This window comes from Variovorax sp. MPBD4-3, assembly GCF_058809745.1.
In genome coordinates this window covers 90,132-114,598 of the sequence record NZ_JBXASW010000005.1, presented here as the reverse complement: position 1 = coordinate 114,598, position 24,467 = coordinate 90,132, and the positions used below count along the sequence as shown (strand labels likewise).

The window sequence follows — 24,467 nt, the reverse complement described above, 5'->3', positions numbered from 1 at the left end:
GAAAGTCGTGGGGGCCGCCGCGCACGGCCGCCCGAAGCGGCCGGCCCGCCCCCGGTAGGGGGTAGGCGAAGCGACACGAAGTGCGCGCAGCCTGGGGGCGAGCATTACTTCCAGAGGGCGCACTTGGTCTCGGCCTTCGTGGTGAAGACCTGGTCGCCCGGCAGCGTCTTGAGCACCTTCAGGTAGTCCCAAGGCTTCTTCGACTCGGCGGGCGACTTCACTTCGACCAGGTACATGTCGTGGATGAAGCTGCCGTCGGCGCGGATCTGGCCCTTGCCGTAGAAGTCGTCGATCTTCATGCTCTTGAGCTGCGCCATCACCTTGTCGGAGTCGGTGGTCTTGGCGGCGGCCACGGCCTTCAGGTAGGTCATGGTGGCCGAGTAGTCGGCGGCCTGCACATCGGTCGGCATGCGCTTGGTCTTCTCGAAGAAGCGGTTGGCGAACTTGCGCGACTCGTCGTTCAGGTCCCAGTACCAGCTGGTGGTGTGCAGCAGGCCTTCGGTGTTCTTCAGGCCCAGGCTGTGGATGTCGCTCAGGAAGACCAGCAGGCCGGCGGTCTTCATGGTCTTGTTGATGCCGAATTCCTTGGCCGCCTTGATCGAGTTGATGGTGTCGCCACCGGCGTTGGCCAGGCCCAGGATCTGCGCCTTGGAGTTCTGCGCCTGCAGCAGGAAGGACGAGAAGTCCGACGCGTTCAGCGGATGGCGCACGGCGCCCACCACGGTGCCGCCCTTCTCCTTCACGACCTTGGTGGTGTCGGCTTCGAGCGCATGGCCGAAGGCGTAGTCCGCCGTCAGGAAGAACCAGCTCTTGCCGCCGCGATCGACCACCGCCGCGCCCGTGCCCTTGGCCAGCGCCACGGTGTCGTAGGCGTAGTGGATGGTGTACGGGCTGCACTGCTCGTTGGTGAGCACCGAGCTGCCGGCGCCGTTGTTGAAGTACACGCGCTTCTTCTCTTCCGCCACCTTGGCGGTGGCCAGCGCCACGCCCGAGTTGGTGCCGCCGAAGACCATGGTCACGCCGGCGGTGTCGATCCACTCGCGCGCCTTGGAGGCGGCGATGTCGGCCTTGTTCTGGTGGTCGGCCGTCAGCAGCTCGATGGGCTGGCCCAGCACCTTGCCGCCGAAGTCGTCGATGGCCATCTGGATGGCGGTGGCACCGCCCTTGCCTTCGAGGTCGGCATACAGGCTCGACAGGTCGGTGACGAAGCCGATCTTCACTTTTTCCTGCGCCTGCACGGCGCCCGCGCTCATTGCGAGGATGCCGACCGCGGTTGCGATGAGGCCGAGTTTCTTTTTGTTCATGCTGTTGTCTCCTTGAAGGACGGGTGATTGCCTGGTGTTTGTCCGGGGACACCGTGGAACCGGCTCTGCCGGGCCACCGGTGTCGCCCCCTGCAAGGGGGTTGGCGAAGCGACACGAAGTGCGCGAAGACTGGGGGTGGGCTTCATGCTAGACGCCGAGCAACTCGGTGAGTACCGGCATCCTGGCTTCGAGCTCCGCCGCGCCGAAGGTCAGCGCGATGCGGCCGTGCTCCATCACGTAGAAGCGGTCGGCCAGCGGCGCGGCAAAGCGGAAGTTCTGCTCCACCATGACGATGGTGTAGCCCTTGGCGCGCAGCGTGGTGATCATGCGGGCCAGCGCCTGCACGATGACCGGCGCCAGGCCTTCTGAAATCTCGTCGAGCAGCAGCAGCTTGGCGCCGGTGCGCAGGATGCGCGCCACGGCCAGCATCTGCTGCTCGCCGCCCGACAGGCGCGTGCCCTGGCTGTGGCGGCGCTCGGCCAGGTTGGGGAACATGGTGTAGATCTCGTCGACCGACATGCCCTGCCCCGCTCCCTTCAGCTCGGGCGGCAGCATCAGGTTTTCCTCGCACGAAAGGCTGGCGAAGATGCCGCGCTCTTCCGGGCAGTAGCCGATGCCCAGGTGCGCGATGCGGTGCGTCGGCATGCCGATGGTCTCTTTGCCGTTGACCTCGATGCTGCCCTTGCGCGCGCCGGTCAGGCCCATGATGGCGCGCAGCGTGGTGGTGCGGCCCGCGCCGTTGCGGCCCAGCAGCGTGACGACTTCGCCCGGCTGCACGACCATGTCGACGCCGTGCAGCACGTGCGATTCGCCGTACCAGGCTTGCAGGCCCTTGATTTCGAGTGCGGCGGTCATGTCAGTGGGCACCTTGCATTTCGCCGTCGGTGGTGCCCATGTAGGCTTCCATCACCTGCGGGTTCTTCGAGACTTCGGCGTACGGCCCCTCGGCCAGCACCGCGCCGCGCTGGAGCACGGTGATGGTGTCGGCGATGGTCGAGACCACGCTCATGTTGTGCTCCACCATCAGGATCGTGCGCCCTGCCGACACGCGCTTGATGAGCTCGGCCACGCGGTGCACGTCTTCATGGCCCATGCCCTGCGTGGGCTCGTCCAGCAGCATGAGTTCGGGTTCCATGGCCAGCGTGGTCGCGATCTCCAGCGCGCGCTTGCGGCCGTAGGGCAGGTTCACGGTCTGCTCGTCAGCCAGTTCTTCCAGGCCGACTTCAGCCAGCAGTTCGCGGGCCCTGGCATCCAATGGCTTGAGCGACTTCTCGCTCTTCCAGAAGTGGTACGAGGTGCCGAGCCGGCGCTGCAGGCCGAGCCGCACGTTCTCCAGCAGCGTGAGATGCGGGAACACGGCCGAGATCTGGAACGAGCGGATGATGCCGCGCCGCGCGATCTGCGCCGGTCGCTCGCGCGTGATGTCCTGCCCGTTGAAGAGGATCGTGCCGGTGGTCGGCTCGAGGAACTTCGTGAGCAGGTTGAAGCAGGTCGTCTTGCCGGCGCCGTTGGGGCCGATGAGCGCATGGATCGAGCCGCGCACCACCGACAGGTTGACCTTGCTGACCGCGGTGAACCCTTTGAACTCCTTGGTGAGCTGGCGTGTTTCGAGGATGACGTCGCTCATCTCGCGGTGTCGCCCAGGTGCGTAAAGATAAAGTGGGTCATGCGGTCCATCTCAATGCGCCACCATCGAGCGCGGCCTGATTGTTGGTGGGCGCCCTGCGCTTGGATACTGGGGCAAATGCCTATGCTGCAGTGCAACCTGCGCAGGGCGGCGCAACGGCCCGATCAGCGACTGTCGTTGCAGCGACAAAGCGCATCCTGGCAACACTAAGACCTCTGCGGGAAACCCCGAGCGGGGTTCGCGGGGCGCTGCGTAGACTGAGGCGAACATGCTGAATTTCCGCTCTCCCGACTTCCTGACCGATCACGTGCTGCACACGCTGTCGTTCTACGAGCCGCGCTGCATCGACGCCTCGGGCGGCTTCTTCCATTTCTACAAGGACGACGGCACGGTGTACGACACGCGCACGCGGCACCTGGTGAGCAGCACGCGCTTCGTCTTCAACAACGCGATGGCATACCGGCACTTCGGCAACCCGGCGCACCTGGCGGCGGCGCGGCACGGGCTGGCCTTCCTGCAGAGCGGCCACGCGCAACCCGGCGGCGGCTATGCGTGGCAGATCGACTGGCACCAGCAGCGCGCCACGGTGCAGGACAGCACCTGCCATTGCTACGGGCTGGCCTTCGTGCTGCTGGCGCATTCCCATGCGCTGATGGCCGGCATCGAAGAGGCCCATGCAGGGCTCGTCCACACCTGGGACCTGATGGAACGGCACTTCTGGGAGCCGCGCCACCAGCTCTACGCCGACGAGGCCACGGCCGACTGGCGCGTGGGCGCCTACCGCGGGCAGAACGCCAACATGCATGCCTGCGAGGCGATGCTGGCCGCCTACGAGGCCACGCACGACACCCGCTACCTCGACCGCGCGCTGGTGCTGGCGGAATCCATCACCGGCCGGCAGGCCGCGCTGGCGGACGGGCTGGTGTGGGAGCACTACCGCGAGGACTGGTCGATCGACTGGGACTACAACCGCGACGACAAGACCAACATCTTCAGGCCCTGGGGCTTCCAGACCGGCCACCTGACGGAATGGGCCAAGCTGCTGCTGCAGCTGGAGCGCCACCTTGCCGCTGCCGGCCGCAAGGCCGACTGGATACTGCCGCGCGCGCAGCACTTCTTCGACACCGCCATGTTCCGCGGCTGGGACGCGGACAACGGCGGGCTGGTCTACGGCTTCGCGCCCGACGGCACCGTGTGCGACGGCGACAAGTATTTCTGGGTGCAGGCAGAGAGCTTCGCGGCAGCCGCGCTGCTGGCGGTGCGCACCGGCGAATCGGGCTACTGGGACTGGTACGACAGCATCTGGGCGTACAGCTGGGAGCACTTCGTCGACCACCGCCACGGCGCCTGGTATCGCATCCTCTCGCCGCGCAACAAGAAGATCAACGACGAGAAGAGCCCGGCCGGCAAGACCGACTATCACACCATGGGCGCCTGCTACGACGTGCTGCGCGCACTGAAGACCTCCGCCAAGTAAAAACCCCCAGGTCTTCTTGGCGAAGCCTGGGGGTCGGTGGGTTGCATGCGCGTCAGTGCGCGCCGGCTGCGGCGTCGCCGCCCGCGCCGCCCTTCTGCGGCCTTGCAAGCCACACCAGCGGGATCAGCAGCAGGAACAGGATCGCCGACGCATAGAAGATGTCGTTCGTGGCCAGCATGAACGACTGCTGGTCGACGATGCGGTTCAGTTGGCCCAGCACCTGCTCGGTGCTGAAGCCGCTGCTCGCCAGGCCCGACATCGCATTGGTCGCCGCGTTGTTGCCCTGGTTCACCGCCTCGGACAGCTGCGAGTGATGCAGCGCCGCGCGGTTTTCCCACAGCGTGGTGGTGATCGACGTGCCCATCGCCCCCGCCGTGATCCGCAGGAAGTTGGACAACCCCGACGCGGCCGGGATGCGGTCCGGCGTGAGGCCCGACAGCGTGATGGTCACCAGCGGGATGAAGAAGAACGCCATCGCGATGCCCTGGATCACCGTCGGGATGATGATGGTGACGAAGTCGGCCTGGGTGTTGAAGTTCGACCGCATCCACAGCACCAGCGCGAACACCAGGAACGAGAAGGTCGCGTACCGCCGAGGGTCGATCTTGGCCACCGTGAGGCCCACCACCGGCGAGAAGAAGATCGCCAGCAGCCCCACGGGCGCCATGATCATCCCCGCCTGCGTGGCGGTGTAGCCCATCCACTGCTGCAGCCACAGAGGCAGCAGCACCACGTTGCCGAAGAACAGGCCGTAGGCCACGGCCGTTGCCACGGCGCCGGACCAGAAGTTGCGGCGCTTGAACAGCGACAGGTCGACCACCGGGTGCTTGTCGGTCAGCTCCCAGACCAGGAAGAACGCGAAACCGACCACGGCCACCACCGCCAGCGTCACGATCTGCGCCGAGTGGAACCAGTCGAGCTCCTTGCCCTTGTCGAGCATCAGCTGCAGCGAGCCCACCCACAGCACCAGCAGCGCGAGGCCGATGGCGTCGATCGGCACCCTGTGCGTGCTGCTCTCGCGCTTGCGGTACAGCGCCCAGGTGATGGCCGCCGCGACGATGCCCACGGGGATGTTGATGTAGAAGATCCACGGCCACGAGATGTTGTCGGTGATCCAGCCGCCCAGCAGCGGCCCCATCACCGGCGCGACCAGCGTGGTCATCGACCACATGGCCATCGCCAGGCCCGCCTTGGCGCGCGGATAGCTCGACAGCAGCAGCGTCTGCGACAGCGGGATCATCGGCCCCGCGACGAAGCCCTGCAGCGCGCGGAACGCGATCAGCGTCGTCATGTTGGGCGCCAGGCCGCACAGCAGCGAGGCGACCATGAACAGGATCACGCTCGCCATGAACAGGCGCACCTGCCCGAAGCGCTGCGTCATGAAGCCGGTGAGCGGCACCGCGATGGCGTTGGCCACCGCGAAGCTGGTGATGACCCAGGTGCCTTGCGTGGTGCTCACGCCCAGGTCGCCCGAGATGGCAGGCAACGACACGTTCGCGATCGACGAATCGAGCACGTTCATGAAAGTTGCCGCAGACAGCGCGACCGTGCCCCAGACGCGGGCTGCGCCCTCGAGCGGCGGATGCGCAATGTAAGCAGGAGCAGCGGTGGCCATTGCGGGTCGCGCGAACTGAGCTGATTACCTGAAGAAGGCCGCGCGGGCGATCAGCCCGGCTGGCCTTGCACGGCCACCGATGCACCGGCGGGCGCGGCCTTGGCCGGTGACGCGGCCGTGGCGGGCGCGCCGCGGCCGAGGTTGGCCGAGACGATGCGGTCCACTTCGGCGTCGGCGCCGCGGTCGAGCTGGCTGTAGACCTGCGTCTGCACCAGCGCGGCAGGGCGCGGCGCGTCGGCCAGCATCTTGCCGCTCTTGGACGAGATGTCGATCTCGGCGTCCATCGACAGGCCGATGCGCAGCGGGTTGGCCTTCAGCTGTTCCGGGTCGAGCGCGATGCGAACGGGCACGCGCTGCACCACCTTGATCCAGTTGCCGGTGGCGTTCTGCGCGGGCAGCAGCGCAAAGGCGCTGCCGGTGCCCACGCCCAGGCCGGCCACCTTGCCGGTGTACTCGACCTTCTTGCCGTAGACGTCGGCGGTGAGCTTCACGGGCTGGTCGATGCGGATGTTGCGCAGCTGCACTTCCTTGAAGTTGGCGTCGACCCACAGCTGGTTGAGCGGCACGATCGACATCATCGGCGTGCCTGCGGCCACGCGCTGGCCGAGCTGCACGGTGCGCTTGGCGACGTAGCCGTCGACCGGCGCGGGCATGGCCACGCGCTGCGTGGCGAGGTAGGCCTCGCGCACCTTGGCGGCGGCGGCCAGCACGCTGGGGTGCTGGGCCACGCTGGTGCCTTCGGTCAGCGACTGGTTGCTGACCAGCGCTTCCTTGGCGGCGACCACGCCGGCCTGCGCCGCTGCGAGCTGGCTCCTGGCGGTGTCGAGCTGCGTCTCGGCGTGGTTGAGTTCTTCCTTCGACACGGCGCCGTTGCCCGACAGCGCGCGGCGGCGCTGCAGGTCGTCCTGCGCCTTGGCGACGTCGCTCTGCGCCTTCACGATGTCGGACTGGCGCAGCGTGACCTGCGCGGCCAGCGAGCCGTTGTTGGCGTACAGCGTGCGCACCTGGCGCACGGCCTGCGCGAGCGCGGCCTCGGCCTGCTCGAGCGCCACCTTGGCGTCGGCCGGGTCGAGCTGCACCAGCGGCTGGCCGGCCTTCACGAAGTCGGTGTCGTCGGCGTTGATGGCCATGACGGTGCCGCCGATCTGCGGGGTGATCTGGATCACGTTGCCCGACACGTAGGCGTTGTCGGTGTCCTCGTAGTGGCTGGCGACCAGCCATTCGTAGAGGCCCCAGCCGCCGCCGGCGACGATGACCACCGCGGCAAGCGCGGTGAGTGCGCGGCGGCGCTTGCCGTTGCTGGCAGGCGCCTCCGCAGCGGCGGGAGCTGCGGCTGCAGCGGGCGTCGGAGTGTTGTTATCGCTCATGATGAAGTTCTTTCCGAAGACGAATGAATCAGGTCTGTTCAGTTCTGCGCGGCCGGGGCTGCAGCCGTGGTGGTGGAAGGCTGCTGCCAGCCGCCACCCAGCGCGCGGGCCAGCGCCACCTGCGTGTCGAGCGCGCGCGCGGCGAGGTCGACCGCCAGGCGGCGTTGCTGCAGCACGGAGGTTTCCGCAGTCAGCACGTTGAGGTAGTTGCCGAGGCCCGCGCGGTAGCGCTGCACGGCGATGTCGTAGGCGCCTTCGGCCGCGGTCTGCGCGGCGCGCTGTTCGGCCTGCTGGCGTGCGATCGACTGCGCGCTCGTCACCTGGTCGGCTGCGTCGCGCACCGCGTCGATCACGGCGGCGTTGTAGCTTTCGATGGCCACGTCGAGGTCGGCCGACTTGCCGCGCAGGTTGGCGCGCAGCTTGCCGCCTTCGAAGATCGGCAGGCTGATGGCGGGGCCCACGCCCCACTGCTCGCTGCCCGACTTCAGCAGCTTGCCGAAGCCCAGCGCCTGGAAGCCGGCAAACGCCGTGAGGTTGACGTTGGGATAGAACAGCGTCTTGGCATTGGCCACGTCGCTGGTGGCGGCCTCCACGCGCCACCGAGCGGCGGCGATGTCGGCGCGGCGGCCCAGCAGGTCGGCCGGAATGTTCGCCTGCAGTGCAATGGGCTTGACCTCGCCCAGCAGCGGCGGCTTGAGCGACTGCGACACGTTGGGCTGGGCCACGAGCGCGTCGAGCGCATGCTGCTGCAGCGCGATCTGCTCGTTGAGCGATTCGATCTGCTGGCGGGCTTCGGGCAGGCCGCCTTCGCTCTGGCGCAGTTCGAGGCTGGTGTCGAGGCCGGCGGAGACGCGGTCGCGCACGAGCCGGAGCGTTTCGTCGCGTTGCGCCAGGGTGCGCCTGGCCACGGTGAGCTGGTCGTTCAGTCGGGCCCACTGGAAGTAGCTGCGCGCCACGTTGCTCGCGAGCAGCACGCGGGCCGCGTCGGCATCGGCGGCGGCGGCGTTGGCAGCGCCGATGGCGGTGTCGAGCGCGCTGCGGTTCTTGCCGAAGAAGTCGAGCTCCCAGCTCGCACCGAGCTGCAGCAGGCCGATGTTCTGGATCGAGCCGCCCAGCGGTGCCGGGTAGATGTAGTTGCTGTTGAACTTCTGGCGGTTCAGGTCGAGCTCGCCGTTGACCTTGGGCTTGAGAGCGGCGCCGGCGATGTCGGCGGAAGCCTGCGCACGTGCGAGGCGGGCCTGCGCGACCTGCAGGTTGGGGTTGCCGGCCACGGCCTGGTCGATGAGCGCGTTGAGCTGCGGATCGCCGAAGGCGAGCCACCATTGGCTGTCGAGGCGGGAAACCGGCACCGCGGCGCTGTCGGGGGCGATGCCCAGCGACGACGCGTCGCGCAGCTTGGCCTGCGAGCCGATGCCGGCCATGTCGGCGCAGCCTGCCAATGCGACCACCAGCAGCGCGGCAGCCACGACGGGAGTGCGACGCAGCGCGCGCACGGCGAGGGAATCAGTCATTTTTATCTCCACGGGCTGCGAGAGCCTGTGCGTTGTCGAGGATGCGGCGCAGGTAACCCTTGAGCTGCTCCCATTCCTCGGTTGTGAAACCTGCAAGATGTTCGTTCTGCACGCGGCTGAGGACGTACGGCACTTCCTTGGCGGCGGCACGGCCTTCGTCGGTGAGTTCGATGTTGACGACGCGGCGGTCTTCCAGCGAACGCACGCGGCGGCAGAGGCCCTTGGCTTCGAGGCGGTCGAGCAGGCGCGTCATGGCGCCGGTGTCGAGCTCGCAGGCGCGGGCCAGTTCGGCCACGGTGGTGGCGGCGCCGACGTGCAACTTGTACAGCGGCACCCATTGCGGATAGGTCGGCCCGCCGGGCTCGCACATGCGGGTTTCCACTGCCTGCCCTACTGCCGTCACGATGCGGCGCATCAGATAGCCGATGCTGTCTTCGGTCAAGTACGTCTCCGCTCGGTAGAAAACAGGCGGGCGACGCTCTGCGTCGGCGGAGGCCGGCGCGGCTTCTGGGGTGTTTGCATCGCTCATGCCCAAAATATTAGCTGCCGAGGCAATTATTGTCAAGGCCGCCTTTGTAGGGGCAAGGGTTCGGTAGAATCGCCCCATGGCTTCTACCCCTCCGTCTTCCATGGCCAAGGGCTCGCCCCGGTCGCTGTCGGGCCTGAGCCCTTTTCTTCGCCCCTACCGGGTCCAGATCGTCCTGGCGGGGGTGTTTCTGGTGATGGCGGCGGTCACTACGCTGGCTTTCCCTATTGCCTTGCGCAGTCTGATTGACGGAGGCTTCGTCAACCCCGACAAGGGCGCGCAGACGATGGCGCTGCGCGACCACTTCGGCGCCCTCTTCGCCGTGGCCGTGGCGCTGGGTCTTTTCTCCGCCGCGCGCTTCTACACGGTGAGCTGGCTGGGCGAGCGCGTCACCGCGGACATCCGCAACGCGGTCTACGGGCACGTGCTGAAGCAGAGCCCGGCGTTCTTCGAGACCACGCAGACCGGCGAGGTGCTGTCGCGCCTCACGGCGGACACCACGCTGGTCCAGACGGTCGTCGGCTCCTCGCTCAGCATGGGCTTGCGCAACGCGGTCATGGGCGTGGGCGCGCTGGCGGTGCTGGTCTGGACCAATCCTTATGTGATGGTGCAGGTGCTGGGCATCCTGGTGCTGGTGGTGCTGCCGAGCATGTGGTTCGGCCGCCGCGTGCGCAAGCTGTCGCGCGCCAGCCAGGACCGCGTGGCCGATTCGAGCGCCATCGCCGCCGAGGTGCTGAACGCGATTCCGGTGGTGCAGAGCTACACGGCCGAGGACCGCGAAGCCTCGCGCTTCAACGGCTCGACCGAAAACGCCTTCCGCACTGCGGTGCGCCGCACCAAGGCGCGCTCCGTGCTGGTGGCGTTCATCATCATCGCCACCTCGGCAGCGCTGCTCTGGGGCCTGTACCAGGGCACGCAGGCGGTGCTGCGCGGCGACATCACGGCCGGCCACCTGGGCCAGACGGTCGTGTACGTCGCGATTCTTGCCAGCGCCACCGCGGTGCTCGGCGAGGTCTACGGCGACCTGCTGCGCGCAGCCGGCGCCACCGAGCGCCTGATGGAGCTGCTGCATGCGCCCGCCGCCATCGTCTCCCCGGCCAACCCGGCGGTCACGCCGGTGCCCGCCGCCGGCAGCGCCATCCGCTTCGACGCGGTGACCTTCCATTACCCCTCGCGGCCGGGCACGCCGGCGCTGCGCGACTTCAGCCTCGACATTGCGCCGGGCGAAACAGTGGCGCTGGTCGGCTCGAGCGGCGCCGGCAAGAGCACGGTGTTCCAGCTGCTGCTGCGCTATTACGACCCGCAGTCCGGCCGGCTGGTGCTCGACGGCGCGCCGCTGGCGTCGCTCGCCCTGCCCGACCTGCGCACCCGCATCGGCTTGGTTCCGCAGGATGCGGTGATCTTCTCGGCCAGCGCTTTCGAGAATATCCGCTATGGCCGCCCCGAAGCCACCGCCGAAGAAGTGCACGCGGCCGCCCGCGCCGCTTTCGCCCACGACTTCCTGCAGGCGCTGCCCGAGGGCTACGACACATTCCTCGGCGAACGCGGCGTGCGCCTGTCGGGCGGGCAGCGCCAGCGCATCGCGATCGCGCGGGCCATGCTCAAGAATCCGCCGCTGCTGCTGCTCGACGAAGCCACGAGCGCGCTCGACGCGGAGAGCGAGCGCATGGTGCAAGCCGCGCTCGAGTCGGCCATGGAAGGCCGCACGACGTTGGTAATCGCGCACAGGCTGGCAACGGTGCAGAAAGCCGACCGCATCATCGTGCTGGACCACGGCGGCATCGTCGAACAGGGAACGCACGCGACCCTGGTGGCACAAGGCGGCGTGTATGCGCGCCTCGCGGCGCTGCAGTTCACGGCCTGAGCAGGCCGCTTGGCTGCTACTGCAGCGTTTCCTTCAGCGCGGCGGGAATCGGCAGCGCCATCACCGAGATGCCCTCGTCGAGCAGCGCTTCCGTCTGCTCGGGCGTCGCCTGCCCGCGGATGCCGCGCTCGCGGGTTTCGCCGTAGTGCATCTTGCGGGCCTCGTCGGCAAAGCGCTCGCCGACGTCTTCGGTCTTGGCCAGCACCTCGCGCACGGCGCGCATCCAGCGGGCTTCGGGCGAGAGGTCGGCGGGGGCGTTCGGGGCGACAGCCGCGGGCGCCGCGGCTTCCGGCGCCTTGGCATTGCCCAGGTTCAGGCGCGGCGCGCTCAGCAGCTTGACGATGGCGGTGTCGCCGCAGACCGGGCATTCGACCAGCCCGCTCGCCAGTTGGCTGTCGAAGGCTTCGTTGGACGCGAACCAGCCTTCGAAGCCATGGCCGTGTGCGCAGCGGAGATCGAGAACCTTCATGCGCGGATTATCCCGCGCCGCCTTGGGAGCCCAGGGCCGTCCAGTCCAGTGCCCATGCGCCCGAAATGACGTTCTGCAGCCAAAGGGTGCAGGTCAGCGTCTTGGCATCGGTGACGGTGCCGTCGCGGCACCAGCCGGCCAGCTCTTCGGGCGTGGCCGTGAACACGTCGAGGAACTCGCCGTGGTCGAGCTGGCGTTCGCCGAGCGAAAGGCCGCGCGCGAAATAGATGTGGATGATTTCCGTCGAGTACGCCACCGCCAGGTGCATGGCGCCCGCATGCGCCCATTCGCGCGCGGTGTAGCCGGTTTCCTCGAGCAGTTCGCGCTTGCCGCAGACGAAGGGGTCTTCGCCCGCATCGAGCTTGCCGGCCGGGAACTCGACCATCACGTGGCCGACGGGGTAGCGGAACTGGCGCTCGAGCACCACCCGGCCGTCGTCCAGCATCGGAATCACCACCACCGCGCCGGGGTGCACCACGTATTCGCGCGTGGCGGTATTGCCGTCGGGCAGGCGGATGGTGTCGCGCTTGGCCTTGAGGAAATTGCCCTTGAAGAGGTCTTCGCTCTTCGTGAGCTCTTCCCTCAGGTGCGAATCGGAAGTGGAAGATGCAGTCGTCATGTCGTCCTCAGTGCCTGTGTTTCATCAGGTAGCGCCAGGTGAACCCCGGAAAGGCGAGCACGATGAACAGCGAGCCCGTCACCGCATAGAACTCCCAGCCCTGCGCCGCGATCTGCCCTGCCCTGCGCTCGAACAGCAGCCCGATGCCACCAGCCAGAAAGTACAAGACCACCAGTTCGGCGAGGCGCACCGCGAGCGACTTGGCATTCGTCGACAGCGGCACGACGCCGAACAGGCGGTCGTTGAAGAACGGCAGGTTGGCGGCCACGAGGGCCACCAGCAACACGACCCAGACAGACGCGGTTTGCGACACCCGAGGTCGGCCGCGTCAGTGGGCCAGCGTGGCCACGATCGCGTCGTAGCAGAGCGTCATCAGTCCGCCGGGCACGATGCCCAGGATCAGGATCAGCGCGCCGTTGATGGTGAGCACGGTGCGCACGTCGCGCGGTGCCGACACGGTGGTGGCCGTGACCGGTGCGTCGAAGTACATGACCTTGACCACGCGCAGGTAGTAGAACGCGCCGATCAGCGACATCATCACCGCGAACACCGCCAGCCCGATGTAGATGGCGTGGCCCGAGGCGATCAGCGCCTGCAGCACCGCCAGCTTGGCGTAGAACCCGACCAGCGGCGGCAAGCCTGCCAGCGAGAACATCGCGATGGCCATCACGCCTGCGTACAGCGGGCTGCGCTGGTTGAGGCCGGCGAGATCGGTGATCTCTTCGCTCTCGAAGCCTTCGCGTGCCAGCAGCAGGATGATGCCGAAGCTCGCCAGCGTGGTCAGCACGTAGGTCACGATGTAGAACATCGAGGCGCTGTAGGCGTACTGGGCGTTGTAGGTGCCCTGCTGGTCCGAGCCGGCGACCAGGCCGAGGAGCATGAAGCCCATCTGCGAGATCGTCGAATACGCCAGCATGCGCTTCAGGTTGCTCTGCGCGATGGCGGCCAGGTTGCCGACCAGCAGCGAAGCGATGGCGAGCACGGCCAGCATCTGCTGCCAGTCGATGGCCAGCGGCTGCAGCGCGTCGACCAGCAGGCGGATGATGATGGCGAAGGCAGCCAGTTCAGGCGCGGCGCCGATCAGCAGCGTGATCGCGGTCGGTGCGCCCTGGTAGACGTCGGGCACCCACATGTGGAACGGCGCAGCGCCCACCTTGAATGCCAGGCCGGCAACGATGAACACCAGGCCGAACACCAGCACCTGGTGGTTCACCTTGCCGCTCGCGATGGTCTTGAAGACTTCGTTGACGTCGAGCGAGCCGGTCGCGCCGTACATCATCGACAGGCCATACAGCAGGAAACCGCTGGCCATCGCGCCGAGCACGAAGTACTTCATGGCGGCTTCGCTGGCCACCGCGTTGTCGCGGCGCAGCGCCACCAGCGCATAGCTCGACAGCGTGAGCAGTTCGAGGCCCAGGTAGATCAGCAGGAAGTTGCTGCCCGAGATCATCACGAACATGCCCAGCAGCGCGAACATGCTGATGGTGAAGAGCTCGCCGCCGCGCAGCATCTCGCGGTCGCCCGCATAGGGACGGCCGTAGACCAGCGTGACCATCAAGGCAACGGTGGCGAAGCACTTGAGCCAGTTGCCCATCGGGTCGCTGACGACCATGCCGCCGAAACCGTAGGCGGTCTTGCCGTCGTGGGCCTGGAGGCCCGACAGCACAGCGACCACGGCCAGCGTGAGCAGCGTCAGCACATAGGTGCGGGTACGGCGCGGGCTCGTGTCCGACAGGTCGACCAGTGCAATGATGCAGGTCATGACCAGCAACACGATTTCAGGGTAGATCGTGACCCAGCTGATTTTGTCAATCATCTCGTTCTCTTCTTCAGCGTGGCATCAGGAGGGCAGCTTGGAAACTGCCACGTGGCGCAGGAGCTCGGTCACCGAGGCATCCATTGCATCGGTGAAGGGCTTCGGATACAGGCCCATCCACAGCACGGCAATTGCCAGCAGGGCCAGCATCAGGAATTCGCGGGCATTGATGTCCTTGAGTTCCTTGACGTGGTCGTTGCCGACCGGGCCGAGGTACACGCGCTTGTACATCCAGAGGGTGTAGGCCGCGCCGAAGATCAGTGCGGTGGCGGCGCCAAGGCCGATCCAGAAGTTGGCCTTGACGGCACCCAGGATCACCATCCACTCGCCCACGAAACCGGCGGTGCCCGGCAGGCCGCAATTGGCCATGGCGAACAGCAGCGCGAACGCGGCGAACTTGGGCATGGTGTTGACCACGCCGCCGTAGTCGGCGATCTGGCGCGAGTGCACGCGGTCGTACAGCACGCCGATGCCCAGGAACATGGCGCCCGACACGAAGCCGTGCGCAATCATCTGCACGATGCCGCCGGACACGCCCAGCTCGTTGAAGATGAAGAAGCCGAGCGTCACGAAGCCCATGTGGGCGACCGACGAATAAGCCACCAGCTTCTTCATGTCCTGCTGCACCAGCGCGACCAGGCCCACGTAGATCACCGCGATCAGCGACAGCGCGATCATGAGCCAGGCCCATTCGTGCGAGGCGTCGGGAGCGATCGGCATCGAGAAGCGCAGGAAACCGTAGGCACCCAGCTTCAGCATGATCGCGGCCAGCACGGCGGAGCCGCCGGTGGGCGCCTCGACGTGCACGTCGGGCAGCCAGGTGTGCACCGGCCACATCGGCACCTTCACGGCGAAGGCCGCGAAGAAGGCAAAGAACAGGAAGGTCTGCGCGGTCGAACCCAGCGGCAGCTTGTGCCAGGCCAGGATGTCGAAGCTGCCGCCCGACTTGTTGTACAGGAAGATCAGCGCCACCAGCATCAGCAGCGAGCCGAGCAAGGTGTACAGGAAGAACTTGAACGCCGCGTAGATCTTGTTCGGGCCGCCCCAGATACCGATGATCAGGTACATCGGGATCAGCGTGGCTTCGAAGAACACGTAGAACAGCACGCCGTCGAGCGCGGCGAACACGCCGATCATGAAGCCCGACAGGATCAGGAACGCGCCCATGTACTGGTTCACGCGCTCGGTGATCACTTCCCAGGCGGAAATGACGACGATGACCGTGATGAACGACGTCAGCAGCACCAGCCAGAGCGACAAGCCGTCGACCCCGAGGTGGTAGTTGACGTTGAAGCGCGAGATCCAGCTCGTCTTCTCGACGAACTGCATGGCAGCGGTTCCGTTCTGGAAGCGCGTGAACAGCGGCACCGTGACCAGGAAGCTCACGATGGCACCGACGAGCGCGACCCAACGGACGCCCCTGGCGTGCTCGTCACGGCCAAACGCCAGCAGCACGGCGCCGAATGCGATCGGCACCCAGATGGCAAGGCTCAACAAACCCATTTTTCTTTTTCTCCAGCGCTTAGGCTCAGCGTTTGAACCAGACGAAGTACGTCATCAGGACGAAGATGCCGAGCAGCATCGCGAAGGCGTAGTGATAGATGTAGCCCGACTGCATCCAGCGCACCACACCCGAAATCCGGCCGATCACTTTCCACGAGCCGTTCACGACGGCGCCGTCGATCAGGGCCTGGTCGCCGCCCTTCCACAGGCCGGTGCCGAGGGCACGGGTGGCGCGGGCGATGACGTTCTCGTTGAACCAGTCCATGTAGTACTTGTTCTCGAGCAGGCGGTAGATCGGGCCGAAGGCACGCTTGATGGCGGCCGGCAGCGCCGGGTTGATCATGTACATGTACCAAGACAGGACCACGCCGGCCAGCGCCAGCCAGAACGGCGCCGTCGTCAGGCCGTGGATGGCCATGGCCACCGGACCGTGGAAGCCCTCTTCCAGCTCCTTCATGGCATGGTGCTTGGCACCGTCCACGAAGATCGCGTTCTTGAAGAACTCGCCGAACAGCATCGGCTCGATCGTCATGAAGCCGATCACCACCGACGGGATGGCCAGCAGCACCAGCGGCAGCCAGACGACCCAGGGCGACTCGTGCGGCTTGTGGTCGTGGTGGCCATGGCCGTGGTCGTCGTGCGCATGGTCGTCATGGTGCGCGTCGGGGTTCTGGTCGTAGCGTTCCTTGCCATGGAAGACCAGGAAGTACATGCGGAACGAATAGAACGCCGTGATGAACACGCCGGCCAGCACCGCGTAGTACGCGAAGTTCGCGCCCCACAGGTGGCTTTCGTGCACCGCTTCGATGATGCTGTCCTTGGAGTAGAAGCCGGCGAAGAACGGCGTGCCGATCAGCGCGAGCGAACCCAGCAACGAGGTGATCCAGGTGATGGGCATGTACTTGCGCACGCCGCCCATCCAGCGGATGTCCTGGTTGTGGTGCATGCCGATGATCACCGAGCCGGCACCCAGGAACAGCAGCGCCTTGAAGAACGCGTGCGTCATCAGGTGGAACACCGCGACCGAGTAGGCCGAGGCACCCAGCGCCACCGTCATGTAGCCGAGCTGCGACAGCGTCGAATACGCGACCACGCGCTTGATGTCGTTCTGGATGATGCCCAGGAAGCCCATGAACAGCGCGGTGATGGCGCCGATCACGAGGATGAAGCTCAGTGCCGTGTCGCTCAGCTCGAACAGCGGCGACATGCGCGCCACCATGAAGATGCCGGCGGTCACCATGGTTGCCGCGTGGATCAGCGCCGAGATGGGCGTCGGGCCTTCCATCGAGTCGGGCAGCCACACGTGCAGCGGGAACTGCGCGCTCTTGCCCATCGCGCCGATGAACAGGCAGATGCAGATCACGGTGATGAGCATCCACTCGGTGCCCGGGAACGTGATGCCGGCCAGCGTGCCTGCCTTGGCGAAGGCTTCGGTGTAGTTCAGCGTGCCGGCGTAGGCGGCGATCAGGCCGATGCCCAGGATGAAGCCGAAGTCGCCCACGCGGTTGACCAGGAAGGCCTTCATGTTCGCGAATATCGCGGTCGGCTTGTTGAACCAGAAACCGATCAGCAGGTACGACACCAGGCCCACTGCTTCCCAGCCGAAGAACAGCTGGAGCATGTTGTTGCTCATGACGAGCATCAGCATCGAGAAGGTGAACAGCGAGATGTACGCGAAGAAGCGGTTGTAGCCGTCGTCTTCTTCCATGTAGCCGATGGTGTAGATGTGGACCATCAGCGACACGAAGGTCACGACGCACATCATCATGGCGGTGAGGCCGTCGACCATGAAGCCGACTTCCATCTTCAGGCCGCCCACGACCATCCACTCGTAGAGGGTGGCGTTGAAGCGGGCACCGTCGACGATCACGCTCTTGAGCGTCATGGCCGAGATGATGAAGGCGACCAGCACGCCCAGGATGGTCAGCGAATGCGTGACCTTGCGGCCGATGTGATTGCCGCCGAACTTGGTGCCGAACAGGCCGGCAATGGCTGCGCCGACCAGGGGTGCCAGGGGCACGGCCAGCAAGGTGGATGCGGAAAGGGTTGCGCTCATGTTGCTGTCAACCCTTGAGCGAGTTGAGTTCGTCCACGTTGATGTTCGACTTGTTGCGGAACAGCAGAACCAGCAGCGCCAGCCCGATGGCCGACTCGGCCGCGGCCACCGTCAGGATGAAGAACACGAAGATCTGTCCGTGCATGTCGCCCAGGAAGTGGGAGAACGCCACGAAGTTCATGTTGACCGCCAGCAGCATCAGCTCGATGGCCATCAGCAGGACGATCAGGTTCTTGCGGTTCAGGAAGATGCCGATCACGGAGAGCGCGAAGAGCATCGCGCCGAGCGAAAGAAAGTGTCCGAGCGTGAGCGTCATGCCTTGTTTTCCTTTGCCGCGTCCGCAGTTGCTGCTTCAGCCACCGGTTCGGCGGCGCGCGTCGCGGGCATCTGCACGATGCGCACGCGGTCACGCGCCTTCACGCGAACCTGGTCGGCCGGGTTGGTGTACTTGCTGTCCTTGCGAGTGCGCAACGTCAGGGCAATGGCGGCCACGATGGCCACGAGCAGGATGACAGCGGCAATTTCGAGCGGATACAGGTATTGCGAGTACAGCAGCTTGCCGAGTTCGAGCGTGTTCGAGCTGTCGGGAGCCATGGCGCCGCTGGTGACGCGCGCCTCGCCGAGGCGGAAGCCGCCCATCAGCACGGCGGCCATTTCGAGCGCGATGAGCGCGCCTACGCCCGCCGCCAGCGGAAAGTGCTTCCAGAAGCCCTCTCGCAGGCTGTCGACGTTGATGTCCAGCATCATCACGACGAACAGGAACAGCACCATCACGGCGCCGACGTACACGAGCACCAGAGAGATCGCGAGGAACTCGGCGCGCAGCAGCAGCCAGATGGCCGATGCCTGGAAGAAAGCCAGCACCAGGTACAACGCGGCGTACACGGGGTTGCGGGAAGTGATGACGCGGAACGCTGCGAACAGCAGCACCGCGGCAAACAGATAGAACAGACCGGTCTTGACGTCCATTGGAATTCGAATTGGTACGGGGTTCGGGCTGGTCGGATCAGCGGTACTTGGCGTCGGCCGCCTTGTTCGCTGCAATTTCTTTTTCGTAGCGATCGCCAACGGCCAGCAGCATGTCCTTGGTGAAGTACAGGTCGCCGCGCTTTTCGCCGTGGTATTCGAAGATGTGCGTCTCGACGATCGAGTCGACCGGGCAGCTTTCTTCGCAGAAGCCGCAGAAGATGCACTTGGTCAGGTCGATGTCGTAGCGCGTGGTGCGGCGCGAGCCGTCGTCGCGCACATCGGATTCGATGGTGATGGCCAGCGCCGGGCAGACGGCTTCGCAGAGCTTGCAGGCAATGCAGCGCTCTTCGCCGTTTTCGTAGCGGCGCAGTGCGTGCAGGCCACGGAAGCGCGGCGACAGCGGCGTCTTCTCTTCGGGGAACTGCACGGTGATCTTGCGGGCGAAGGCGTACTTGCCGGTGATGGCCAGGCCCTTGAACAGCTCGAACAGCATGAAGCTGCCCAGGAAGTCCTTGAGCGAGAACGGCGCGGACGGTGTTGCGGTGTGCGCAGCAGACATGATTGTTGGCGCTTCCTGTTATTTCCAGATGTTGAACGGCGTCTGCATCCAGCCACCGACCACGACCAGCCACACGAGGGTGACGGGAATGAAGATCTTCCAGCCCAGACGCATGATCTGGTCATAGCGGAAGCGCGGGAACGTCGAGCGAACCCACAGGAACATGGTGACCACGCAGAAAGTCTTCGCGCCCAGCCAGATCCAGCCCGGAATGAAGCTCAGGAACTCGAACGGGGGCAGCCATCCGCCGAGGAACAGCACCACGGTCAGGATCGAGACGAGCCACATGTTGGCGTACTCGGCCAGGAAGAACATCGCGAAGCTCATGCCCGAGTACTCGATCATGTGGCCGGCCACGATTTCCGACTCGCCTTCCACCACGTCGAACGGGTGGCGGTTGGTTTCGGCCAGGCCCGAAATGAAGTAGACGACGAAGATCGGCAGCAGCGGCAGCCAGTTCCACGACAGGAAGCCGACGCCCATGTTGGCGAACATGCCCTTGCCCTGGACGTTCACGATCTCGCTCATGTTCAGGCTGCCGGTGACCATCAGCACCACGACGAAGCAGAAGCCCATCGCGATTTCGTAGCTCACCATCTGTGCCGAGGCGCGCAGCGCGCCCAGGAAGGCGTACTTCGAGTTCGAGGCCCAGCCGGCGATGATCACGCCGTACACCTCGAGCGAGGTGATGGCCATCACGAACAGCAGGCCGGCATTGATGTTCGCCAGCGCCACGTCGGGGCCGAAGGGAATCACGGCCCATGCGGCGAGCGCCGGCATGATGGTCATGATCGGGCCCAGCAGGAACAGGCCCTTGTTGGCGACCGTCGGAAGAATGATTTCCTTGGTCATCAGCTTGAGCGCGTCGGCGATCGGCTGGAGCAGGCCCAGCGGTCCGATGCGGTTCGGGCCGATACGGATCTGCGTGAAGCCGATGGCCTTGCGTTCCCACAGCGTGAGGTACGCCACGGCCAGCATCAGCGGGATCACGACCACGATGATCTTGATCAGCGTCCAGACCACGGGCCAGACCACGCCGGTCCACCAGCCTGCGGCAACCAAGCCCTGGCCGAAGCCATGAATGGTGTCGACGATCATGCCAGTGCCTCCTCGGCACGAGCGGCCACGTTCGAACCAGCCGATGCGTTGCGTGCGTCGGCGGTCAGTTGCAGCGACGGTGCGCGGCGCACGATCGAGTCGAGCTGGTAGATGCTCGCCACCACGGGCGCGGCAACCACGCCGCTGGAAGCGACTGCATTGGCGGAGGTCGCGTTGCTCAGTGCGTTCGCGGGAACGGCGCCCTTGTCACCCACCGTGGCCAGCACTTCGGCGGTCGATTCGAACGCGAAGCCCTGCAGGCCCAGCAGGTTGGCCAGCACGCGCAGCACCTTCCACGCCGGGCGCGTTTCGCCTTGCGGCTTCACGACGGCATGGAAACCTTGCATGCGGCCTTCGGCATTGACGAAGGTGCCAGGGGTTTCGGTGAACGGAGCGATCGGGAGCAGCACGTCGCTGAACTCGAGGTTGGCCTTGAAGGGGCTCAGCGTGACGACCATCTGCGCATTGCCGATGACATCGGCCGCGGCCTTGCCTGCAGCCGAGTCGAACACCGGCTCGGTGTTCAGCAGCAGCACGGCCTTCAGGCCGGAGCCGGCGGCGAGCATGCGGCCGGCATCGAGGCCGCCGTTCTTCGGGAACGCGCCGACGAGCTGCGCGCCCACGGTGTTGGCGGCTTCGGTCAGGTAGCCGACGGTGGCGCCGGTTTGCGCGCCGATCCAGTTCGCCAGCGCCAGCAGGCTGCTGGCCTGGGCGTGGTGGGCGGCGGCGTTGCCGAGAAGCACGGCCTTGCGTTCACCGCTGAGCAGCGAGGCCGCGATGGCCTTGGCGGCGTCGTCCGGTGCGTTCTTCGGGGCCAGCGGCGCGGCTGCGCCATTGGTCTCGCCGATGGCGGCGGCCACTGCGGCCAGCGCCTCGACCCACTGGTCGGCTTCGACGATGCTCGACTGCGCCACGTCAATGGCCCAGGCGTTGCGGTCGGCCATGAGGCTGGCCGAGGTGATCACCGACAGCGCGGCGCCCTTGCGCACGGCCTGGCGGATGCGCTGCGCGAACAGCGGATGTTCCTTGCGCAGGTTCGAGCCGACGACCAGCGCGCGCTGCACCTGCGTGAGCGAGGCGATCGAAGTGCCGAGCCAGCGCACGCCTTCGAACGCCGTGAATTCGGCGTTGCGCAGGCGGTAGTCGATGTTGTCGCTGCCGAGCTCACGCGTGAGCATGGTGGCGAGCTGCAGCTCCTCGAGCGTGCTGTGCGGGCTGACCAGCGTGCCGATGCTCTGCGCACCGTGGTCGGCCTTGATCTGCTTGAGGCCGTTGGCGACGTACTCGAGCGCCGTCTGCCAGTCGACCTGCTGCCATTGGCCGCCCTGCTTCAGCATGGGCTGCGTCAGGCGCTCGGTGCCGTTGAGCGCTTCGTACGAGAAACGGTCGCGGTCGGCGATCCAGCATTCGTTGACGTCTTCGTTCTCGAGCGGCACCACGCGCATCACGCGGTTGTTCTTGACCTGGACGATCAGGTTGGCGCCGGTGGAATCGTGCGGGCTCACCGACTTGCGGCGCGACAGTTCCCAGGTGCGGGCGCTGTAGCGGAACGGCTTGCTCGTGAGCGCGCCGACCGGGCAGATGTCGATCATGTTGCCCGACAGCTCGGAGTCGACCGAGTCGCCGACGAAGGTCTCGATTTCGGAGTGCTCGCCGCGGTGCGACATGCCGAGCTCCATCACGCCGGCCACTTCCTGGCCGAAGCGGACGCAGCGCGTGCAATGGATGCAGCGGCTCATTTCTTCCATGCTGATCAGCGGGCCGACGTCCTTGTGGAACACGACGCGCTTTTCTTCCTCGTAGCGCGAGGAAGAACCGCCGTAGCCCACGGCCAGGTCCTGCAGCTGGCATTCGCCGCCCTGGTCGCAGATGGGGCAATCCAGCGGATGGTTGATCAGGAGGAACTCCATGACCGACTGCTGCGCCTTGATGGCCTTCTCGCTCTTGGTGCGAACGATCATGCCTTGCGTGACGGGCGTGGCGCAGGCCGGCATCGGCTTGGGCGCTTTTTCCACGTCGACGAGGCACATGCGGCAGTTGGCCGCGATGCTGAGTTTCTTGTGATAGCAGAAGTGCGGGATGTACGTGCCCGCCTTGTCGGCCGCATGCATCACCATGCTGCCTTCGGTCACTTCGACCTTCTTGCCGTCGAGTTCGATTTCGATCATGAGTATGTTTCTTCTCGCGCTCAGGCCTTGACGGGCGCCGTCGGAACGTGGCCCGGAATCAGGGCTTCGAACTCGTGACGGAAATGCTTGATCATTGCGCGCACAGGCATGGCCGCAGCATCGCCGAGCGCGCAGATGGTGCGGCCCATGATGTCGCCGGCGACGGAGTCCAGCAGTTGCATGTCGCTGGGCTTGCCCTGGCCGTTGTGGATGCGGTCCACCACGCGGTAGAGCCAGCCCGTGCCTTCACGGCACGGCGTGCACTGGCCGCAGGACTCGTGCATGTAGAAGTACGAGAGGCGCTTGAGCGACTCGACCATCGAGCGGCTGTCGTCCATGACGATCACCGCGCCCGAACCCAGCATCGAGCCGGCCTTGGCGATGGAGTCGTAGTCCATGGTGCAGGCCATCATGATGTCGGCCGGCAGCACCGGCGCCGACGACCCGCCGGGGATCACGGCCTTCAGCGTGCGGCCCTTGCGCACGCCGCCGGCCAGTTCGAGCAGCTTGGAGAACGGCGTGCCCATGGGCACTTCGTAGTTGCCGGGCAACTCGACGTCGCCGCTCACCGAGTAGATCTTGGTGCCGCCGTTGTTCGGCTTGCCGCACTCGAGGTAGGCCGGACCGCCGTTGCGGATGATCCAGGGCACCGCCGCGAAGGTCTCGGTGTTGTTGATGGTCGTCGGCTTGCCGTACAGGCCGAAGCTGGCCGGGAACGGCGGCTTGAAGCGCGGCTGGCCCTTCTTGCCTTCGAGCGATTCGAGCAGCGCGGTTTCTTCGCCGCAGATGTAGGCGCCGAAACCGTGGGCGGCGTGCAACTGGAAGTTGTACGTGCTGCCCATGATCTTGTCGCCCAGGTAGCCGGCGGCGCGCGCTTCCTCGAGGGCTTCCTCGAAGCGGTCGTAGGTCTGGAAGATCTCGCCGTGGATGTAGTTGTAGCCCACGCTGATGCCCATGGCATACGCGGCGATGGCCATGCCTTCGATCACGATGTGCGGGTTGAACTGCAGGATGTCGCGGTCCTTGCACGTGCCCGGCTCGCCTTCGTCGGAATTGCAGACGAGGTACTTCTGGCCCGGGAACTGCCGGGGCATGAAGCTCCACTTCAGGCCGGTCGGGAAACCAGCGCCGCCGCGGCCGCGCAGGCCCGACGCCTTGACTTCGGCGATCACCTGGTCGGGCGTGAGGCCCTCGGTGAGGATCTTGCGCAGGGCCTGGTAGCCGCCGCGCGCCTCGTAGTCGGCCAGACGCCAGTTGGTGCCGTCGAGGCCCGCATAGATCTGCGGCTCGATGTGGCGGTCATGGAAACAGGTCTGGACGCCCGTTGCCTGGAACTGCTGTAGAACTTGTTCGGGCGACATCACGAAGCCTCCCCTTTGGCGGCCGGTGCGGCATTGCGCAGGCCGTCGATGAGCTGGTCGAGCTTTTCGTTGCTCATGAAGCTGCACATGGTGCGGTCGTTGACCAGCATCACGGGCGAGTCGGCGCACGCGCCGAGGCATTCGCTCTGCTGCAGCGTGAACAGGCCGTCGGCCGTGGTCTCGCCCATCTTGATGCCGAGCTTCTTCTCGAGGTGCACGAGTGCGGTGACGCCGTCACGCAGCTGGCAAGGCAGGTTGGTGCACACATTGAGCTTGAACTTGCCAACCGGGTGCTGGTTGTACATGTTGTAGAAGGTCGTCACTTCGTGCACGGCGATGGGCGCCATGCCGAGGTACTCGGCAATCTCGCGCTCGCGCTGCAGGCTGACGAAGCCCTCGTCCTGCTGGACGATGGCCAGGCAGGCCATCACCGCGGATTGCTTGCCTGCTTCGGGGTACTTGGCCACCTCGCGCGCAAAGCGCTCGAGAATCGCCGGCCGCAGAGGGGAAGAAGGCGCCAGAGGCGCCGTGTCATGGTGGGTCGAGGAAGTCATTCGC

22 protein-coding genes are annotated in these 24,467 nt (G+C 66.0%); 2 read left to right on the top strand and 20 right to left on the bottom strand.

Annotated features, from left to right (window positions below; genetic code table 11):
- Window positions 1-104: 104 nt before the first annotated feature.
- From AC1RVW_RS04565 to AC1RVW_RS04555, 3 genes are all read right to left on the bottom strand, one after another.
- Window positions 105-1,304 carry an ABC transporter substrate-binding protein gene (locus AC1RVW_RS04565; protein WP_081266596.1) on the bottom strand — a complete coding sequence of 400 codons (1,200 nt, stop codon included), beginning with the start codon at window positions 1,302-1,304 and terminating at the stop codon, window positions 105-107.
- A 147-nt stretch (window positions 1,305-1,451) separates the two neighbouring features.
- Entirely contained in the window at window positions 1,452-2,159 is a 708-nt protein-coding gene (locus tag AC1RVW_RS04560; protein ID WP_081266595.1) for an ABC transporter ATP-binding protein, read from the bottom strand.
- A 1-nt stretch (window position 2,160) separates the two neighbouring features.
- Entirely contained in the window at window positions 2,161-2,931 is a 771-nt protein-coding gene (locus AC1RVW_RS04555; RefSeq protein ID WP_081266594.1) for an ABC transporter ATP-binding protein, read from the bottom strand.
- Window positions 2,932-3,199: 268 nt separating this feature from the next.
- Between AC1RVW_RS04555 and AC1RVW_RS04550 the strand changes: the two genes are divergently transcribed.
- On the top strand, window positions 3,200-4,408 hold the full coding sequence (locus AC1RVW_RS04550; protein ID WP_493198266.1) for an AGE family epimerase/isomerase: 1,209 nt from the start codon (window positions 3,200-3,202) through the stop codon (window positions 4,406-4,408).
- 52 nt (window positions 4,409-4,460) lie between these two features.
- Here AC1RVW_RS04550 and AC1RVW_RS04545 read toward each other — a convergent pair whose 3' ends face one another.
- From AC1RVW_RS04545 to AC1RVW_RS04530, 4 genes are read right to left on the bottom strand one after another with little or no spacing between them, the layout of a single operon-like run.
- The gene (locus AC1RVW_RS04545) at window positions 4,461-6,023 is read right to left on the bottom strand and encodes a DHA2 family efflux MFS transporter permease subunit (protein ID WP_081266592.1); all 1,563 of its coding nucleotides are present in this window, start codon (window positions 6,021-6,023) and stop codon (window positions 4,461-4,463) included.
- A 50-nt stretch (window positions 6,024-6,073) separates the two neighbouring features.
- Entirely contained in the window at window positions 6,074-7,390 is a 1,317-nt protein-coding gene (locus tag AC1RVW_RS04540) for an HlyD family secretion protein (protein WP_081266591.1), read from the bottom strand.
- A gap of 38 nt (window positions 7,391-7,428) precedes the next feature.
- The gene (locus AC1RVW_RS04535) at window positions 7,429-8,901 is read right to left on the bottom strand and encodes an efflux transporter outer membrane subunit (protein ID WP_493198264.1); all 1,473 of its coding nucleotides are present in this window, start codon (window positions 8,899-8,901) and stop codon (window positions 7,429-7,431) included.
- On the bottom strand, window positions 8,894-9,430 hold the full coding sequence (locus AC1RVW_RS04530) for a MarR family winged helix-turn-helix transcriptional regulator (RefSeq protein WP_285412467.1): 537 nt from the start codon (window positions 9,428-9,430) through the stop codon (window positions 8,894-8,896). Before AC1RVW_RS04530 ends, AC1RVW_RS04535 begins: the two co-directional genes overlap by 8 nt.
- Window positions 9,431-9,506: 76 nt before the next feature.
- Here AC1RVW_RS04530 and AC1RVW_RS04525 point away from each other — a divergent pair, with 76 nt between their 5' ends.
- A complete protein-coding gene (locus AC1RVW_RS04525; protein ID WP_081266588.1) occupies window positions 9,507-11,291 on the top strand; it encodes an ABC transporter transmembrane domain-containing protein in 1,785 nt (594 codons plus the stop codon).
- Window positions 11,292-11,307: 16 nt separating this feature from the next.
- Here the strand turns inward: AC1RVW_RS04525 and AC1RVW_RS04520 are convergent, their stop codons facing one another.
- Genes AC1RVW_RS04520 through AC1RVW_RS04460 form a run of 13 tightly spaced genes read right to left on the bottom strand, consistent with a single transcriptional unit; the run spans window position 11,308 to window position 24,463 of the window.
- Window positions 11,308-11,760 carry a DUF1178 family protein gene (locus AC1RVW_RS04520; RefSeq protein ID WP_493198262.1) on the bottom strand — a complete coding sequence of 151 codons (453 nt, stop codon included), beginning with the start codon at window positions 11,758-11,760 and terminating at the stop codon, window positions 11,308-11,310.
- A gap of 7 nt (window positions 11,761-11,767) precedes the next feature.
- The gene (locus AC1RVW_RS04515; protein WP_285412387.1) at window positions 11,768-12,379 is read right to left on the bottom strand and encodes an NUDIX domain-containing protein; all 612 of its coding nucleotides are present in this window, start codon (window positions 12,377-12,379) and stop codon (window positions 11,768-11,770) included.
- Between the two features lie 7 nt (window positions 12,380-12,386).
- Window positions 12,387-12,692 (bottom strand): DUF2818 family protein, encoded by a 306-nt coding sequence (locus AC1RVW_RS04510; protein WP_285412388.1) that lies wholly within the window; start codon window positions 12,690-12,692, stop codon window positions 12,387-12,389.
- Window positions 12,693-12,707: 15 nt separating this feature from the next.
- Window positions 12,708-14,195 carry an NADH-quinone oxidoreductase subunit NuoN gene (gene nuoN / locus AC1RVW_RS04505; protein ID WP_106934980.1) on the bottom strand — a complete coding sequence of 496 codons (1,488 nt, stop codon included), beginning with the start codon at window positions 14,193-14,195 and terminating at the stop codon, window positions 12,708-12,710.
- A 24-nt stretch (window positions 14,196-14,219) separates the two neighbouring features.
- Complete coding sequence (locus AC1RVW_RS04500) at window positions 14,220-15,698, bottom strand: NADH-quinone oxidoreductase subunit M (protein ID WP_081266583.1); 1,479 nt, start codon at window positions 15,696-15,698, stop codon at window positions 14,220-14,222.
- Window positions 15,699-15,723: 25 nt separating this feature from the next.
- A complete protein-coding gene (gene nuoL / locus AC1RVW_RS04495) occupies window positions 15,724-17,754 on the bottom strand; it encodes an NADH-quinone oxidoreductase subunit L (RefSeq protein ID WP_106934981.1) in 2,031 nt (676 codons plus the stop codon).
- Window positions 17,755-17,761: 7 nt separating this feature from the next.
- A complete protein-coding gene (nuoK, locus tag AC1RVW_RS04490; protein ID WP_019653383.1) occupies window positions 17,762-18,070 on the bottom strand; it encodes an NADH-quinone oxidoreductase subunit NuoK in 309 nt (102 codons plus the stop codon).
- Complete coding sequence (locus tag AC1RVW_RS04485; RefSeq protein WP_081266581.1) at window positions 18,067-18,723, bottom strand: NADH-quinone oxidoreductase subunit J; 657 nt, start codon at window positions 18,721-18,723, stop codon at window positions 18,067-18,069. The genes nuoK and AC1RVW_RS04485 overlap by 4 nt, the downstream gene beginning before the upstream one ends.
- 37 nt (window positions 18,724-18,760) lie before the next feature.
- Entirely contained in the window at window positions 18,761-19,282 is a 522-nt protein-coding gene (gene nuoI, locus AC1RVW_RS04480) for an NADH-quinone oxidoreductase subunit NuoI (RefSeq protein ID WP_042579825.1), read from the bottom strand.
- An 18-nt stretch (window positions 19,283-19,300) separates the two neighbouring features.
- Window positions 19,301-20,380 (bottom strand): NADH-quinone oxidoreductase subunit NuoH, encoded by a 1,080-nt coding sequence (gene nuoH / locus AC1RVW_RS04475; protein ID WP_409195238.1) that lies wholly within the window; start codon window positions 20,378-20,380, stop codon window positions 19,301-19,303.
- Window positions 20,377-22,548: an NADH-quinone oxidoreductase subunit NuoG gene (gene nuoG, locus AC1RVW_RS04470; protein WP_106934982.1), complete on the bottom strand. Its 2,172-nt coding sequence runs from the start codon at window positions 22,546-22,548 to the stop codon at window positions 20,377-20,379. Before nuoG ends, nuoH begins: the two co-directional genes overlap by 4 nt.
- A 20-nt stretch (window positions 22,549-22,568) precedes the next feature.
- Window positions 22,569-23,909, bottom strand: a complete 1,341-nt coding sequence (gene nuoF, locus AC1RVW_RS04465) for an NADH-quinone oxidoreductase subunit NuoF (protein WP_106934983.1) — start codon at window positions 23,907-23,909, stop codon at window positions 22,569-22,571.
- Window positions 23,909-24,463 carry an NADH-quinone oxidoreductase subunit NuoE family protein gene (locus AC1RVW_RS04460; RefSeq protein WP_253819772.1) on the bottom strand — a complete coding sequence of 185 codons (555 nt, stop codon included), beginning with the start codon at window positions 24,461-24,463 and terminating at the stop codon, window positions 23,909-23,911. Before AC1RVW_RS04460 ends, nuoF begins: the two co-directional genes overlap by 1 nt.
- Window positions 24,464-24,467 lie beyond the last annotated feature (4 nt).

Excerpts from the sequence above, each read along its gene's own strand:
- AC1RVW_RS04515 (WP_285412387.1), bottom strand. The coding sequence starts at position 12,379 with ATGACGACTGCATCTTCCACTTCCGATTCGCACCTGAGGGAAGAGCTC.
- nuoH (WP_409195238.1), bottom strand. The coding sequence starts at position 20,380 with ATGATCGTCGACACCATTCATGGCTTCGGCCAGGGCTTGGTTGCCGCA.
- AC1RVW_RS04550 (WP_493198266.1), top strand. The coding sequence starts at position 3,200 with ATGCTGAATTTCCGCTCTCCCGACTTCCTGACCGATCACGTGCTGCAC.
- nuoK (WP_019653383.1), bottom strand. The coding sequence starts at position 18,070 with ATGACGCTCACGCTCGGACACTTTCTTTCGCTCGGCGCGATGCTCTTC.
- AC1RVW_RS04555 (WP_081266594.1), bottom strand. The coding sequence starts at position 2,931 with ATGAGCGACGTCATCCTCGAAACACGCCAGCTCACCAAGGAGTTCAAA.
- AC1RVW_RS04520 (WP_493198262.1), bottom strand. The coding sequence starts at position 11,760 with ATGAAGGTTCTCGATCTCCGCTGCGCACACGGCCATGGCTTCGAAGGC.
- AC1RVW_RS04545 (WP_081266592.1), bottom strand. The coding sequence starts at position 6,023 with ATGGCCACCGCTGCTCCTGCTTACATTGCGCATCCGCCGCTCGAGGGC.
- AC1RVW_RS04460 (WP_253819772.1), bottom strand. The coding sequence starts at position 24,463 with ATGACTTCCTCGACCCACCATGACACGGCGCCTCTGGCGCCTTCTTCC.
- nuoF (WP_106934983.1), bottom strand. The coding sequence starts at position 23,909 with ATGTCGCCCGAACAAGTTCTACAGCAGTTCCAGGCAACGGGCGTCCAG.
- AC1RVW_RS04500 (WP_081266583.1), bottom strand. The coding sequence starts at position 15,698 with ATGGGTTTGTTGAGCCTTGCCATCTGGGTGCCGATCGCATTCGGCGCC.
- AC1RVW_RS04530 (WP_285412467.1), bottom strand. The coding sequence starts at position 9,430 with ATGAGCGATGCAAACACCCCAGAAGCCGCGCCGGCCTCCGCCGACGCA.
- AC1RVW_RS04565 (WP_081266596.1), bottom strand. The coding sequence starts at position 1,304 with ATGAACAAAAAGAAACTCGGCCTCATCGCAACCGCGGTCGGCATCCTC.
- nuoG (WP_106934982.1), bottom strand. The coding sequence starts at position 22,548 with ATGATCGAAATCGAACTCGACGGCAAGAAGGTCGAAGTGACCGAAGGC.
- AC1RVW_RS04485 (WP_081266581.1), bottom strand. The coding sequence starts at position 18,723 with ATGGACGTCAAGACCGGTCTGTTCTATCTGTTTGCCGCGGTGCTGCTG.
- AC1RVW_RS04540 (WP_081266591.1), bottom strand. The coding sequence starts at position 7,390 with ATGAGCGATAACAACACTCCGACGCCCGCTGCAGCCGCAGCTCCCGCC.
- AC1RVW_RS04525 (WP_081266588.1), top strand. The coding sequence starts at position 9,507 with ATGGCTTCTACCCCTCCGTCTTCCATGGCCAAGGGCTCGCCCCGGTCG.
- nuoI (WP_042579825.1), bottom strand. The coding sequence starts at position 19,282 with ATGTCTGCTGCGCACACCGCAACACCGTCCGCGCCGTTCTCGCTCAAG.
- nuoN (WP_106934980.1), bottom strand. The coding sequence starts at position 14,195 with ATGATTGACAAAATCAGCTGGGTCACGATCTACCCTGAAATCGTGTTG.
- nuoL (WP_106934981.1), bottom strand. The coding sequence starts at position 17,754 with ATGAGCGCAACCCTTTCCGCATCCACCTTGCTGGCCGTGCCCCTGGCA.
- AC1RVW_RS04560 (WP_081266595.1), bottom strand. The coding sequence starts at position 2,159 with ATGACCGCCGCACTCGAAATCAAGGGCCTGCAAGCCTGGTACGGCGAA.
- AC1RVW_RS04535 (WP_493198264.1), bottom strand. The coding sequence starts at position 8,901 with ATGACTGATTCCCTCGCCGTGCGCGCGCTGCGTCGCACTCCCGTCGTG.